The sequence below is a fragment of the Leekyejoonella antrihumi genome, assembly GCF_007845645.1.
GTDB lineage: Bacteria > Actinomycetota > Actinomycetes > Actinomycetales > Dermatophilaceae > Leekyejoonella > Leekyejoonella antrihumi.
This window is the reverse complement of record NZ_VCQV01000002.1, coordinates 61055-74954: the sequence shown is the minus strand read 5'-3', so window position 1 is coordinate 74954 and position 13900 is coordinate 61055. Positions and strand designations below refer to the sequence as shown.

The 13900-nt window shown below is 66.2% G+C and carries 11 protein-coding genes; 8 read left to right on the top strand and 3 right to left on the bottom strand.

The annotated features are described in order from the left end of the window. Positions 1 to 39: 39 nt before the first annotated feature. A complete protein-coding gene (locus FGL98_RS01715) occupies positions 40 to 1599 on the bottom strand; it encodes an ABC transporter substrate-binding protein (RefSeq protein ID WP_222431959.1) in 1560 nt (519 codons plus the stop codon). A 278-nt stretch (positions 1600 to 1877) separates the two neighbouring features. Then, positions 1878 to 2933 carry an Lrp/AsnC family transcriptional regulator gene (locus tag FGL98_RS01710; RefSeq protein WP_186525916.1) on the bottom strand — a complete coding sequence of 352 codons (1056 nt, stop codon included), beginning with the start codon at positions 2931 to 2933 and terminating at the stop codon, positions 1878 to 1880. A 126-nt stretch (positions 2934 to 3059) separates the two neighbouring features. Between FGL98_RS01710 and FGL98_RS01705 the strand changes: the two genes are divergently transcribed. From FGL98_RS01705 to FGL98_RS01690, 4 genes are read left to right on the top strand one after another with little or no spacing between them, the layout of a single operon-like run. Next, entirely contained in the window at positions 3060 to 4310 is a 1251-nt protein-coding gene (locus FGL98_RS01705) for a M20 metallopeptidase family protein (protein ID WP_246136321.1), read from the top strand. Positions 4311 to 4328: 18 nt separating this feature from the next. After that, positions 4329 to 5573 (top strand): metal-dependent hydrolase family protein, encoded by a 1245-nt coding sequence (locus FGL98_RS01700; RefSeq protein ID WP_146314938.1) that lies wholly within the window; start codon positions 4329 to 4331, stop codon positions 5571 to 5573. A gap of 12 nt (positions 5574 to 5585) precedes the next feature. Then, the gene (locus FGL98_RS01695; protein WP_146314937.1) at positions 5586 to 6848 is read left to right on the top strand and encodes an amidohydrolase; all 1263 of its coding nucleotides are present in this window, start codon (positions 5586 to 5588) and stop codon (positions 6846 to 6848) included. After that, entirely contained in the window at positions 6845 to 8071 is a 1227-nt protein-coding gene (locus tag FGL98_RS01690) for a Zn-dependent hydrolase (protein WP_146314936.1), read from the top strand. Before FGL98_RS01695 ends, FGL98_RS01690 begins: the two co-directional genes overlap by 4 nt. A 55-nt stretch (positions 8072 to 8126) precedes the next feature. Here the strand turns inward: FGL98_RS01690 and FGL98_RS01685 are convergent, their stop codons facing one another. Beyond that, complete coding sequence (locus tag FGL98_RS01685; RefSeq protein WP_425460970.1) at positions 8127 to 9932, bottom strand: gamma-glutamyltransferase family protein; 1806 nt, start codon at positions 9930 to 9932, stop codon at positions 8127 to 8129. 494 nt (positions 9933 to 10426) lie between these two features. Between FGL98_RS01685 and FGL98_RS01680 the strand changes: the two genes are divergently transcribed. From FGL98_RS01680 to FGL98_RS01665, 4 genes are all read left to right on the top strand, one after another. Beyond that, complete coding sequence (locus tag FGL98_RS01680) at positions 10427 to 11404, top strand: dipeptidase (protein WP_146314934.1); 978 nt, start codon at positions 10427 to 10429, stop codon at positions 11402 to 11404. 338 nt (positions 11405 to 11742) lie between these two features. Continuing rightward, entirely contained in the window at positions 11743 to 11940 is a 198-nt protein-coding gene (locus FGL98_RS01675; RefSeq protein ID WP_146314933.1) for an Asp-tRNA(Asn)/Glu-tRNA(Gln) amidotransferase subunit GatC, read from the top strand. Continuing rightward, complete coding sequence (locus FGL98_RS01670) at positions 11940 to 13340, top strand: amidase (protein WP_146314932.1); 1401 nt, start codon at positions 11940 to 11942, stop codon at positions 13338 to 13340. The genes FGL98_RS01675 and FGL98_RS01670 overlap by 1 nt, the downstream gene beginning before the upstream one ends. A gap of 81 nt (positions 13341 to 13421) precedes the next feature. After that, positions 13422 to 13853 carry a hypothetical protein gene (locus FGL98_RS01665; protein WP_146314931.1) on the top strand — a complete coding sequence of 144 codons (432 nt, stop codon included), beginning with the start codon at positions 13422 to 13424 and terminating at the stop codon, positions 13851 to 13853. Positions 13854 to 13900: the final 47 nt, after the last annotated feature.

The window sequence follows — 13900 nt, the reverse complement described above, 5'->3', positions numbered from 1 at the left end:
GCTCGACCCCGATCCGATCGGCTCGATGGACGGACGTCATCACTTGGGGTGCGCCCCGACCGTCACGAACTTCTCGTTGGGCTGGTATGAGATCCCGGCCAGATTGGACTTGTACGCCAAGGTCAGAGTCTGGCTCCACAGGAAGATCCATGGTGCGTCGGCCCATACTTGCTTCTGGATCTGACAGTACTGAGCATTCCGTGAGGTCTCGTCAAGGTTCATGTTTGCCTTGGCGAACAGGCTTTCCACCTTCGGGTCGCTGTAGAAGGACGTGTTGAGGCCGCCATTGGTGGGCCAGTCGGCCTTGAGCAGCATCTGCATCTGCACGGGAGCGTCCAGCGCCGACGGTGCCCAACCGAGAATGTGCAGCGGGTATGGCCCATTCTTGCTGTTCGGCCCCTCGATGGCGTTCAGATAGGTGGGCCAGTCCGAGGTCTGAACCTTTGCGGTGACTCCGACCTGCCGCAGATACCCGGCGATGGCCTCTGCCGTTTGCTGATCCTGCAGGTATCGTCCTGACGATGTCCCGATCGTCAGCGAGATCTTACCGACACCCGCTTCTTTCAGAAGTTGCTTGGCTTTGGTCGGGTTGTACGCATAGCTACCCGCGGTGCAGTGCGAGGTGATGCTGTTGGCAAACGGCGAGTCCATTTGATCGACAGCGTTGAAGAGCACGTTCTTGATCAAGGCCTTCTTGTCAACGGCGTAGTTGAATGCCTGCCGCACCTTCTGATTGTTGAACGGCGCCTGGGTGACGTTGAACGCGAAGAAGACCGATCGGTCGTCCGGAAATTTGGAGACAGTGATATTTCCGCCGGCCGCAAGCGCGGTCAGGTCGCTGAGGGGCGGGTTCATGATCAGGTCATACTGGCCCGATCGAAGTCCTGCCTCTCGCGAGTTCGCTTCGGGGACGATGTTGAACACGACCTCTTTGTAATACGGCTTGCTCCCCCAGTAACCGGCATACCGGGTGAGCGTCACGCTCTGGCCATTTTGAAACTGGACGAACTTGTAGGGCCCCGTGCCAACCGGATCCACGATGTTGGTCGGCTTATTGCCATTTTTTGTTGCCGAAGTGGGTGAAATGATCTCGGCCATCGTCGCAGCGAGGTTTGGTAACAGGTCCGGATCCGCGTTCTTCAAGTCGATGCGCACGGTATGAGCGTCGATCGGCACGATCCGCTTCATGACCTGGTACGCGCCACCGATCGGCACCTTGACCTTGCCGCTGATAAGCCGGTCGAGACTGTACTGAACAGCCTTCGCATTGAAGGGCGTGCCGTCCTGGAACTTCACACCCGTCCGCAGCTTGAAGGTGATTGACTTCGCGTCAGCGGAGGTCTTCCAGGAAGTAGCCAAGAGGGGTTCCAGCTTGCCGCTCTGGTCGAACGTCACCAGGCCTTGGAGGTCGTAATCCAGGATGTTCTGGATGGTGCTGGTGGTCTGCTGTGCGGGGTCGAGAGTGTCCGGGTCGACACCGATCGCGATGTTGAATGCCGCGCTGCTCGTGCCTGCGCTGCCACCGCTTGCTTGGCCCGACCCCGCGGCGCTGCTTCCAGTGCTGCCGGCGCCGGAGGTGGTGCATGCGGCGAGCGTCATGGCCGCGACCGTCGCGGCGGAGATGTTGCGGGCGAGGTGCGGTCGGGAGAGCGAACGGACTGCCGTGCTCTTTCTTGAGGGTGGTTGACGCTTCATCACCGTCTCCTTAGGACGCATGGATGCGCATGCTCGAACCCATCAGCGCTAGCGAGGCCTGGGGCTACCCCGATGCACGCAGTTCAGCGGTGGGCTTGGGGCACAGGCTAGTACGAGCGGTTTACCCATGGGCACAACTTTGTCGATCCTGTAGAGAACAGTCGTAATTGACTGCAAATCTGTCAGATTCCGTCATTTGCCTCGTGCCGGCCGGCCGAGCCCACGAGGGGGTCCCGCCAGTGGTCCATCGGCACAGCGCTCACCGCGTGCCCGTGCCCATCAAGGATCCGACCCATCCGTTTGACGGTGCGCAAAACGGTAAGCCGGCCTGTGACACGAAGCTCGGGAATCGTGTCAACCAAGCGCTGTTCAAGGTCGTGAATCTGGGCGACCTGCTTGAGCCAGGCAACGCTGATGAGCGACGGACTACCGGCCACTGTCGCCACCAGGCGCATCTGCCGCAGTCGGGCTGCGGTGCGGGCAGCCTCACTGAGCAGGTTGACGGGGACCTCGATCGACAAGATGGCGGAGACCGGCCACCCGACTCGGTGCGCCGCGACCTCGGTGCGCAAAACGAGCGTCCCCGTGCGGATGAGGTGCGCGGTACGCCGACGTGCAGTCACCTCACTGACCCCCACCCGGTGCGCCAGGTCCGCGTAGGTCGCACGTCCGTCCAGGCCGAGTTGCAGTGACAGGCTGCGATCGATAGGTGTACGCCGAGCGGGACTCACACCGCCCTGAAGGTCTACTCCTCGGCCAAGGGTCGTGGGGACCGACCTGCGCACCGGGAGCGCGTCAAGCCGCCAGTCCGAGCCATCCCGATACAGGCCGGTGGCGATGCGGGAGTTGGTGCGGGTAATGCCGGGAATGGTGTCGATACGCTGCAACAGATACCTCGACATCGCAGCCAGATCTGTCGCGGCCACGGTCAAGAACAGGTCGGCTCCGCCGGCAGTGACCTCGACGGTGAGAGCGTTCGGGTCCTGCGCCAGAGTCTGCGCGACCTCAAGGGTGTCGCCCGGGGTGCAACTCACCTCGACGTAGGCCACGCAACGCGAAGCCCAAACCGCCTGGCCGGGGCTGGCGGTGACCCATGCGGCACCGGTCTCGACCAGATGCTGCCAGTGCCGGGCCGCAGTCGCCGCGCTGAGTCCCGTCGCTTGTGCAACGGCCGCCCAGGATGCCCGTGGGGCAACCTGCAGTGCAGTAACCAGGGCGAGGTCACTCTCCGAAAGCATGCCGGAATCATCCATGAGTAGGCCTCTCAACGACGGATTTCTGCAACCTATCTGTCTATTGGACCATCGGTGTCAGAGTGAGCAGCGTGCGAGTCCCTCAGTGGACTTGAAGTCAGGAGAGATTCAGTGGGACGAGACAACAGGCTGCGCGACGATGCCGCCGCCCTCAGCAACGACCTGATCGGGCTGCGGCACCGGTTGCACCAGCACCCGGAGATTGGCCTCGCCCTTCCGGTGACCCAGCAACTGGTGTTGGAGGCGTTGGACGGCCTCCCGTTGGAGATCACCACCGGCCAGGCACTTACGTCCGTCACCGCGGTGCTGCGTGGCGGGCGGACGCGTGATCCGGCGGAACGTGCCCCGGCGGTGCTGTTGCGGGGCGACATGGACGGGCTGCCGGTGACCGAGCAGACCGGCCTGCCCTACACCAGCCAGGTGGAGGGGGCGATGCACGCGTGCGGACACGACCTGCACACCGCGATGCTGGTGGGCGCGGCCAGGCTGCTGTCTGCACACCGAGAGGAACTGGCTGGTGACGTGGTGTTCATGTTCCAGCCGGGAGAGGAGGGCTTCGACGGCGCCGGGCACATGATCCGCGAGGGCGTGCTGGATGCGGCTGGCAGCCGGGTCGATTCGGCCTACGGGATGCACGTGTATTCAACACGCTTCCCTCGAGGTTCGTTCACGACGCGGCCAGGCATTCTGATGGCCGCGAGCGACGGGCTGGAGGTGACCGTGCACGGTCGAGGCGGCCACGGGTCGATGCCGCACCTCTCGCTGGACCCGGTGTCGGTCGCGGCGGAGATCATCACGGCGCTGCAGACCATGGTGACTCGCCGGATGGACGTGTTCGACCCGGTGGTGATCACGATCGGATCCTTCCACGCGGGCACCCGTCGCAACATCATCCCCGATGATGCCGCGTTCGAGGCGACGATCCGCACCTTCAGCCCCGCCAGTCGCGACCAGCTCCGCGAGCTGGCACCTCGGTTGTGCCAACAGATTGCGGCGGCTCACGGGCTGACGGCGGACGCCAAGTACCACGACGAGTACCCGCCGACCGTCAACAACTCCGGGCACGCCGCATTCGCCGCGGGCGTGGTGCGCGAGGTATTCGGCGACCGACGGTTCGCGGATCTGCCGCACCCGAGCCCGGGCGCGGAGGACTTCTCGCGGGTGCTCGAGGAGGTGCCCGGCTGCTACCTCTTCCTCGGCGCTCACGCCGGCGACGACCCGGCAGGTCAGGCAAACAACCACAGTCCTCGTGCGGCGTTCGTCGACGACGTCATCCCCGACGGGGTGCTGCTGCACGCACAGCTGGCGATCCGCGCGCTGGAGCGCGACGCGAATACGCGCACAGGCGACGCCGCACGGTAGAACGAAGATGGAGGAAGCATGACCGCATCGATCTCCGAAACGACCGACAAGAGAGTCCTGTTCACCGGTGGGAAGGTGTTCGACGGCACCGGTTCCGACCCGGAGGACGCTGACGTTGTCGTGCAGCACGGGGTGATCGTCGACGTCGGAACGGGCCTGGACGGCGACGAGGCCGTCGAGCTGAACGGTGGGACCGTGTTGCCCGGGTTCTTTGACTGCCACGTGCATCTGACCTCGTCCGGTGTGGACCTGATGAAGCGGCTGACCACGCCGTTCTCCTACCAGTTCTATGAGGCGATGGCGAACCTGCGCGCCACCTTGCAGACCGGCGTCACCACCGTCCGGGACGCCGGCGGGTCGGACCTGGGAATCAAGCAGGCGCTTGCCGACGGACTCATCGAAGGTCCTCGGGTGCTGCTGTCGATCAACATCATTGGGCAGACCGGCGGTCACACCGACGGGTGGTTCGCCTCAGGCAACGACGTCCCGCTGTCTCAGCCTCACCCGGGTCGCCCGCCCGGGATCGCCGACGGCCCGGCTGGGATGCGGCAGGTGGTGCGAAGGATGTTTCGGGCCGGTGCGGACCAGATCAAGATCTGCACCACTGGAGGGGTGCTGTCACCTCGCGATGACCCACGGCACACGCAGTTCACTCCTGAGGAGATTCAGGTCGCGGTGGCCGAGGCGCGCGCGCATGACAGCTATGTGCTCGCGCACGCGCAGGGGACCAACGGCATCAAGAACGCTGTACGGGCGGGAGTTCGCTCGATCGAGCATGGCATCTACCTGGACAGCGAGGCGATCAGCATGATGTTGGAGCGTGGTACCTGGCTGGTGCCGACGCTCGCGGCACCGCGCGCGGTGCTGACGGCAGCCGACGCCGGCGTGAACATCCCGACCGTGGTGGTGGAGAAGGCCCGGGCGGTCTCCCAGGTGCACCTGGAGTCGGTGCGGATGGCGATCGACGCCGGGGTGCACATCGCGCTCGGCACCGATAGTGGAGTCGGCCCGCACGGACGCAACCTCGAAGAGCTGGTCCTCCTGCAAGAGTGCGGGATGACCGCGAACCAGGCGCTGGCCGCCGGCACCAGCAGCGCGGCCGCGTTGTGCGGTCTGAACGACCTGGTCGGCCGGGTCGCCCCCGGTCTGGTCGCAGACCTGGTGGTCGTCGACGGCGGCGTGGATGAGCTCGCGACGCTGCCGGGTCGGATCCGACAGGTCTGGCAGGGTGGTCGGCTCAGCGTCGACCAAACACCCAGGTGAGAGGGAAAGACCATGACCGATGACCTGCTGACCCACGTGGACGATGTCCTGCCGTGGCACGTGAACCTCTATGAGGACCTCCACCGCAACCCAGAGCTGAGCTTTCAGGAGACTCGCACGTCAGGGCTGGTGGCGGACCGACTGCGCAACCTGGGATACACCGTCCACACGGGCATCGGCGGCACCGGCCTGGTCGGTGTGCTGGTCAACGGGCCGGGCTCGGTTGTGCTGGCTCGTGCTGACATGGACGGGTTGCCCGTTCGCGAGGAGAGCGGCCTGCCCTACGCCTCCACCACCACGGCCACCGACCCGCAAGGGCGGCAGGTGCCCGTGATGCACGCCTGCGGCCACGACATGCACATCAGCTGTCTGCTGGCCACCGCCCAACTGCTCGCCGAGCACAGAGCCGACTGGTCAGGCACCTTCATCGCCTTGTTCCAGCCCGCTGAGGAGCTTGTCGCCGGCGCTCAAGCGATGGTCGACGACGGTCTCGCCGACCTCATCCCCAAACCGGACGTCGCCCTCGGGCAACATGTGATGGGCCTGCCTTACGACACGGTCGCCTCTCGGCCGGGCGCGGCGCTGTCCGCCTCCGACAGCATCAAGGTCACCGTCCACGGGCGCGGCACCCATGGATCGATGCCGCACCTCGGGATCGACCCGATCCTGCTCGGCAGCGCAATCGTCCTTCGGCTCAACGCGATCGTCTCCCGCGAGCTCGCCCCCGGACACTTCGGGGTCGTCACCGTCGGCAGCTTTCAGTCCGGCACCAAGAGCAACATCATCCCGGGCAGCGCGGAGCTCCTGCTCAACCTGCGGTCCTACAACCGGGAAACGCGCAGCCTGCTGCGGGCAGCGGTCGAACGCGTCGTCCGCGCGGAGTGCGATGCATCCGGATGCTCAGCACCACCAGAGTTCGACGACTACCAGTCCGCGCCCCTGACGCAGAACTCGCCAGAGGTGCACAACAAGGTGTTTGCCGCGTTCGCAAACAGGTTCGGCGACAAGGCAGTCCTGATGGAACCGTCCACCGGCAGTGAGGACTTCAGCGACATCCCCAACGCTCTCGGGGTCCCCTACCTGTTCTGGATCTGGGGCGGGTTCGACCCCGACACCTACCGCACGGCAGAAGCCGACGGCACGCTGTCCACCACCATCCCTGGCAACCACGCCAGCACCTTCGCGCCCGTCATGGAGCCCACCATGCGCACGGGCATCGAAGCCATGACCACCGCCGTCATGAGCTATCTCGCGAAGGATGCGAATAACGCATGAAGGTCAACGCACAACGGCTGTTGGAAGACCTGGAGACCCTGGCACACATCGGCCGGAACGGCGATGGCGGGATCAGCCGCACGGCATTCTCGGCCGAGGACGCTGCAGCCAGACAGTGGTACAAGGACCGGTGCGATGCCTCCGGCCTCGAGCTGCGCTGCGACGGGCTCGGCAACATGACCGCCGGTTTGCCCGGCTCGTGGGAGAAGCCGGCGATCTGGAGCGGGTCCCACATCGACACCGTCCCGAGTGGCGGGTCGCTGGACGGCGCCCTCGGCGCAGTCGCGGCGTTGGAGTGTGTCCGTCGGATCGCGGAGGAAGACCTCGACTTGACCCACCCGGTCCAGTCCGTGGTGTTCGCGGACGAAGAAGGCAACTACAGTCATCTCTTCGGCTCATACGGCCTGGTCCACGGTTACGACACGAGCCGTCTCGACAGTATGGCCGGGCGAGAAGGCGATTCGTTGGCCACGGCGCTGCAGGACTTCCCATGGCGCACCGGGGACATCTACGCCGACCATCGGATCGACCCGGGGCGCGTGCGGAGCTTCATCGAGCTGCACATCGAGCAGGGTCCGCGGCTGGAAGCCGAAGGCATCGCGATCGGGATTGTGAGGTCCATCGTCGGACTTGGCGGTGGAGAGGTAGTTTTCATCGGCCGCCCCGACCACGCCGGCACCACTCCCATGACGATGCGCCGCGACCCGACCCGCGCAGCCGGTGCATTCCTGACCCGCCTGGCCGGCGTCGCCGCCTCCGTCAGCGGCGACGCCGTCGCGACCTGCGGTCTGATCACACTTGAGCCGGGAGGGACCAACGTCGTGCCGGAGCGGGCTCACCTCAGCCTCGACTTCCGCGCACCGGACGTCGAGCAGGTGGATGCGCTGGCGCGGAACGTGACTCGGATCGCCCACGAGTGCGCGGCCGCACACAATGTGGAGTGCGAGATGCGCCTGGACCCCGCCGTGCAGCCTGTAGACATGGACGCGGGCATCCGCGACCACATCAACGCCGCCGCGAGGCGGTGCGACCTCTCGACGATCATCATCCCGTCAGGGGCGGGCCACGACTCGCAGAACCTGGCTCAGATCGCCCCTACCGGAATGATCTTCGTGCCCAGTCACGACGGCCGTAGCCACTCGCGCTTCGAGCACACGGACCCCGACCTGTTGGTGAACGGAGCCAACGTGCTCCTGGAGGCCCTGATGAGTCTCGCGCGATGACTCCACTGACTCACTGCGCGAACTGAGCCCGCCTCGGCCCCGCTCGATCACAAGATCATCTACCGCACGCATACCCCTGCATTCCACGAGGATTGGCGCCCGCGCGTAACATCCCTGACTCGGGGTCTCTCGTCACGACGCACAGCCGCCCGAGCGCCCAGGACCCGGCCACCGTGAGCCGATGTCCCTTGGCCTCCAGCTGGTCTTGCACGTCTGTGGGAAGGCGATCCTCCACGATCAGCGATGCCGGCGAGACCTTCCGGGGGTAGAACGATGCTGGCAGGCTGGCGGTGTGCCAGGCCGGTGCGTCGATGGCCTCTTGAAGTGACTGCCCCTTGACCAGGTGACGCAGGAGCAGCTGCAGCTGCCACTGCTCCTGCTGGTCTCCACCCGGCGACCCGCATGCCAGAGTGGGCAGTCCATCGCGCAGCACCATCGTCGGGCTCAGGGTGGTCCGCGGGCGCCGCCCCGGCTTGAGGGAAGTTGGCAGTCCCTCCTCGAGCCAGAGCATCTGCAGCCGGCTGCCGAGCGGGAATCCCAATGCCGGGATCAACGGCGAGCTCTGCAGCCACCCGCCGCTGGGCATGGCCGAGATCATGTTGCCCCACCGATCCACTACGTCGATGTGGCAGGTGTCTCCGCGAGTTACTCCCTTCGCATCGATCGTCGGTTCGCCCAGAGACGGGTCCGCGTGATCAGATGCTGTCGTGGCCTGCCCGCGCAGCTGTGCCATCACATGGGCGGCCATCCTGGGTGCGCGCCCGTCCGGGCTGCCTGGCTGCACCTGCCCCGAGGCCTGCTCGCCGACCAGGTGGACTCGTGCCGACGCATACTCGGGCGACAACAGCGTCGCCAGCGGCACGTCGTCGACGTCGCCGTACCACGCCTCGCGATCTGCGAACGCGAGCTTCAGGCACTCGACGATCGCGTGGATGCCGTGCGCGCTGTCGGGGTCCAACGCCTCCGGGTCACCGAGTGCGTCGAGAAGCCGAAGGGTCTGGAGCAGAGTCGGTCCCTGGCTCCACGCGGGCGGCTTGGCGACTGTGACTCCGTGCCAGTCGACAGTCGCCGGCGACTCCCACCCAGCGTGGTAGGCCGCCATGTCGTTCCCGGTGATCACGCCGGCATGGCGCTCGCCGCTGGAGTCGCGAAACGACTGCATGGCGAATTGATCGATCGCCTCAGCGACGAACCCGCTGCTCCAGGCTCGGCGGGCCGCATCGATGCGCGCGTCGCGGCCACCACCGGATGCATGCGCCTCGTCGACGAGGCGTTGCAGTGTGCGCGCGTAGGCTGGGTTGCACATCAGCGAGCCCGGCTGGGGCGGGCGCCCATCGGGCAGCCACTGCTGCGCGGAGGTCGTCCAGTCCTGCTCGAAGAGGTTCCGGACACTCTCGATGGTGGTGGTGACGCGCTCCACCACGGGGATGCCGTTGTTGGCGTATGCGATTGCCGGGGCGAGCACCTCGCCCAACGACATACTGCCTCGGTCGCGCAGCAACAGCAGCCACGCGTCTACGGCGCCGGGCACGGCCGCGGCCAGCAATCCGGACCCTGGGATCAGATCCAGTCCGAGCGAGCGATAGTGATCGATCGTCGCGGCGGCCGGAGCCGGCCCCTGCCCAGCCAGCACGCGAGGCACCGGATCATCGGTAGCCCACACGATCGCCGGCACCTCCCCGGCCGGGCCATTCAGGTGTGGCTCAGCGACGTGCAGCACGAAGCCGGCGGTGACGGCAGCGTCAAACGCGTTGCCTCCGCGTTCGAGAATCCCCATCGCCACCTGCGAGGCGATCCAGTGCGTGGACGAGACCATCCCGAACGTGCCCTCCAGCGTGGGCCTGGTCGTAAAGGTAGTCACCATGCACTCCTCACAAGATCCGAGCCACGCACGGATGGCCCGCTCCCAGCGGGACCGCGCTGCAACGGAATGTCGCCCACCCTGCCGGCACGACCGATGGCCGCGGCCCACGGACCTCATTCATGAGTTCACGATACCGAGGGAGATGACGTCACGTCCGACCGAGCGTGCCTTCGCGATTGCCCGAGTGCAGCGTCCCCTTGATGACCTGGCCGCCCGCACACGGCAGGCCCCACTGCGACGGCACGTTGAAGACCACTGTGACGCCTTCGCGTTCATACTCGCAAGGGCGTCCTGCGCATCGGAGTTCAGTGCCACCAGGCCCCTGGTTCGCATCCCCTGCACGCCCGCGCGCTGTCCCCGCCGCAGACGGTCATCGCGATGGCCGTCAGTCGCGGCGGGGCCTCGGTGCAGCGTTCGACCTGCCCGGGCAAGGAGCCGGTTGACGCGCCTGCCGGCGGGCAGAATACTTTGTGCATGTTAGGAGCAACCGCATGGTGACGGCACCCTGGATCGATCTGCACGCTCACCCTGGACGCTTCTTCCTCGATGGTCTGCCCGATGATTCGGCACTGGCGCGCGGCAATATCGGTGGTGCTCGGTCCGACCCCAGGGAGATTGTCCGGTCCGGCATGAGTGTGGTCAGTTTCGCGACGGTGTCCGACCTGCAGGCTCTGCGGGCGACGGAAGGCGGTGGTCTGACCGCCACCGGAAGTTTCGACGTCGGCACGGCGTATGCGGATCACCTGCGGCAGTTGGAGGCCGCCGCGCGAGCAGCAGAGCGCATCGGTCTGCAGCCGCTGCGGGGCGGCGCGGACCTCGTCGGGCCGCACGGCCCGCGCATGTTGCTGGCCTGTGAGGGTGCCGACTTCCTCGAATACGACGGGGCGAACTTGGCCGAGACGTATCGGCGGGGGGTGCGCTCGGTGCAGCTCGTGCACTACCGCCCGAATGCGTACGGTGACTTGCAAACTGCGTCCGCCGTGCATGATGGGCTCAGTGCCGCGGGTGCCGAAGTTGTGCGCGAGATGAACCGGCTGGGGATGATCGTTGATCTCGCGCACGCCACGTACGAGACCACTCGAGATGCGGTGTGGGTGTCCGACCAGCCGGTCATGATCTCGCATTCACATCTTGCCGGTGCCGGGCGGGAGCATCCGAGGTTCGTCAGTGCCGATCACGCCCGGGTAGTGGCCGAGACCGGCGGGGTGATTGGGGTGTGGCCCGCCGGGTTCTCGTTGCAAACGCTTGAGGACTACGTTGGCGAAATCGTGCGATTGGTCGAGGTCGTCGGAGTGGAGCACGTAGGGGTCGGTACCGACATGGACGCCAACTATCGCCCTGTCTTGACCAGCTACGGGCAGTTTGCCGTGCTCCGCGACGCCCTGTCATCCCGTGGTTTCGGTGCAGCCGAGGTCGACGGCGTGCTGGGCGGGAACGCCGAGCAGCTGATCCGCACGGTGTGCGGATGACCACCTAGCCGGCGCGGCGAAAGCTCCGACTCCATGATCGGGTCGGGTAGTTCAGCGACCCGATCCGGTCCGAGCAGGCTTCGCAGCTCAGGCAGTGCGATGGTCTCGACGTAGGTATCCATCTTCAGCAAATACCGTTACAGGTACAGCATGCTCATGGCGATTTCCGTTGGGAAGGTCGTCAGGTGCGGAGAAGGACACCATCCGTTGCGCCTACCGGTGCAAACATCTCGCGGATCGCCTGAATCGGTGAGACCTGTCTGACACCATGAGATGAAGGCCGCAAGTGGACTCGGCCGCAACGGCGCGGGATCGACCACCTGCATTGAGGAGCACCTATGACCACGCCCAGACCGACTGTCACCACCGAGATGCTGCGCTCACTCGCCGAGCACGCCCGGCTCCCCATGCCCGATGACCGGGTCGAGACCGCAACAGGCACGCTCCAGGCCGTGCAAGGCGCGATCGACGGGCTGGATGCCGTCGACCTCGAGGACACCCCTCCCGCAACAACGTTCGACGCCCGGTGGTCATGATGGAACCCTATGAGCTGACCCTGGCAGCCGCATCGTCCGCCATCGCTGCGGGCGACCTGTCGTCGGTGGAGCTGACCGAGTCGGTGATCGGTCAGATCGAGCGACACGAGGCGAAGGTCTGCGCCTTCGCGACGCTGACGCTCGAGCAGGCGCGCGAGGCGGCACGACAGGCCGATGCGGATATCGCCGGCGCTGGCCCGCGAACCCCGCTGCACGGCATACCTCTTGGCATCAAGGACCTGTGCGACACCGAGGGTGTGCTCTCGACCTCCAGCTCACGCACAAGAGAGGGCCGGATCGGGTCGGCCGACTCGGCAGTCACTGCGCGGCTGCGCGGAGCCGGTGGCGTGCTGCTCGGGCAGACGCACACCCACGAGTTTGCGTATGGGGTGTTGACACCGACCACGCACAACCCGTGGGACCTTTCGCGCACGCCGGGTGGTTCGAGCGGCGGCAACGGCGCGGCGCTCGCCGCCCGGATGATCATGGGCGCGGTCGGGACGGACACCGGCGGGTCGATCCGGATCCCGTCATCGGTCAACGGCATGGCGGGGCTCAAGCCGACCTTCGGGCGGGTGTCCCGGCGCGGCATCACTCCCCTCTCCTGGTCGCTCGACCACGCGGGCCCGATGGCTCGCACCGTCACCGACGTCGCGCTGCTCCTGCAGGCGCTGGCCGGCTACGACCCGTCCGATCCGGGGACCGCCGATGTCCCGGTGCCGCACTACGCGGACTCGCTCGGCGGCGACCTGGCCGGGCAGACCCTGGCCGTGCCGTCGAACTGGTTCTTCGACCGCATCGAGCCGGACGTCGAGGCGGCCTTTCGCTCCGCTGTGAGCGCGCTCGAGGCGGCCGGTGCCACGATTCGCGAGGTCACGCTGCCGCTCACCGAGACCTACATGGCCGTCGAATACGCGCTGTTCACAGCGGAAGCCAGCAGCTATCACCAGGAGGCCCTGCGCACCAAGGCCGACCTCTTCGAGCCGGATGTGCGGGCCCTGCTGGAGGCCGGCGAGCTGGTCTATGCGACGGACTACATCCGCGCCCTGCGGGCACGTGAGCTGATCAAGCAGGGCTGGCGCGAGATGTTTGAGATGGACGGCATCGACGCCCTTCTCGCCCCCACCCTGCCCGCAACCGCCGTGAAGACGAACGACCCCGTCGTCCACTGGCCCGACGGCACCGACGAGTCCGCGATCGACGCCTACGTCCGCGCCTCCGCACCCGGCAACCTCACCGGCCTACCGGCCCTCTCGGTGCCCTGCGGCTTCGACCGCCAAGGCCTGCCCATCGGTATGCAGATCATCGGCCGACCGTTCGACGAGCCCGGCGTGCTGCGCATCGGGTCCGTCTTCGAGGCGGCGACGGACTTCGCGAACCGGATGCCCGGGTTGGTGTGAGGGAGGCCGGATTCATATCGGCACGAACGCGAAAGGGATCGTGACGCCCCGTCGACACTCGACGACCACCGCTGTCGCCTCATGAACCGCGCACAGGCCACTCCGATGGACAGCCGTTACCTGGACCGGTTCGGCGATGCGTCCGAGATGTCCGCGGTGCTGGACCTCGACGAAATCGAGACGTTCTTCATGTTCCTGTGGAATCGCCCGCTCGACGTGTCTGAAGAGTGCGGCGAGGATGACTCCTGCCGGCTCCGAATCAGGTTCTCCGCGATGGACGGGCGCACGGCGGGGGTCGATGTCGCGTTGCCGACTTCCTTGCGCGACATCATGAATGACCGATCGGTCGCAGCTGCGTTCGATGACCTCGGCCCTTATGACTCGGAGTCGAAGCCGACCTGGGATCCCGTTGCGGTGCATCGCGAGCACCCGGCTCGGCAGATCGAGATCATGCGTGACTGTCTCGGTCGAGCCCAGATGTTCAGCATGATGTATCCGAATGATCCGGAGTAGCCGGTCGGCGCACGGTTGTGCGCTTCGCCGGACCAGGCGGCGGGGTA

Bases quoted from the DNA above. Each gene is read 5' to 3' on its own strand.
- FGL98_RS01675 (WP_146314933.1), top strand. From the start codon at position 11,743: ATGACCACGCCCAGACCGACTGTCACCACCGAGATGCTGCGCTCACTC.
- FGL98_RS01710 (WP_186525916.1), bottom strand. From the start codon at position 2,933: ATGCTTTCGGAGAGTGACCTCGCCCTGGTTACTGCACTGCAGGTTGCC.
- FGL98_RS01665 (WP_146314931.1), top strand. From the start codon at position 13,422: ATGAACCGCGCACAGGCCACTCCGATGGACAGCCGTTACCTGGACCGG.
- FGL98_RS01715 (WP_222431959.1), bottom strand. From the start codon at position 1,599: ATGACGCTCGCCGCATGCACCACCTCCGGCGCCGGCAGCACTGGAAGC.
- FGL98_RS01700 (WP_146314938.1), top strand. From the start codon at position 4,329: ATGACCGCATCGATCTCCGAAACGACCGACAAGAGAGTCCTGTTCACC.
- FGL98_RS01690 (WP_146314936.1), top strand. From the start codon at position 6,845: ATGAAGGTCAACGCACAACGGCTGTTGGAAGACCTGGAGACCCTGGCA.
- FGL98_RS01680 (WP_146314934.1), top strand. From the start codon at position 10,427: ATGGTGACGGCACCCTGGATCGATCTGCACGCTCACCCTGGACGCTTC.
- FGL98_RS01670 (WP_146314932.1), top strand. From the start codon at position 11,940: ATGGAACCCTATGAGCTGACCCTGGCAGCCGCATCGTCCGCCATCGCT.
- FGL98_RS01695 (WP_146314937.1), top strand. From the start codon at position 5,586: ATGACCGATGACCTGCTGACCCACGTGGACGATGTCCTGCCGTGGCAC.